The 232-nt window shown below is 41.8% G+C and carries 1 protein-coding gene; it reads left to right on the top strand.

Annotated elements, in window-relative coordinates; genetic code table 11:
• On the top strand, positions 1-232 hold a 232-nt coding region (locus tag Q4550_RS24230; protein ID WP_303536828.1), incomplete at both ends, for a hypothetical protein.

Raw genomic sequence — 232 nt, 5'->3', positions numbered from 1 at the left:
CGTGAGCTACGATTACAGTAATTTCAAAATCCGTCCGACGGGAACATTCCCATCTGTGATTGATGGTAATACAGAACGTGAAGTAACGAACCTGGAGTCATCAGAAGGCGATCTAACTGTTGCTTCTTATATCATTGAAAACTACTATCCTGGTGTTGGGGAAGAGAAAACAGGCAAACTTGCTGAATCGATTGTACAGAACATGAAAACACCAGACATCGTTGGTTTAGTC

The organism is Anaerobacillus sp. 1_MG-2023, assembly GCF_030547345.1.
Taxonomy (GTDB): domain Bacteria; phylum Bacillota; class Bacilli; order Bacillales; family Guptibacillaceae; genus Guptibacillus; species Guptibacillus hwajinpoensis_B.
This window is presented reverse-complemented; position numbering and strand designations above follow the sequence as displayed.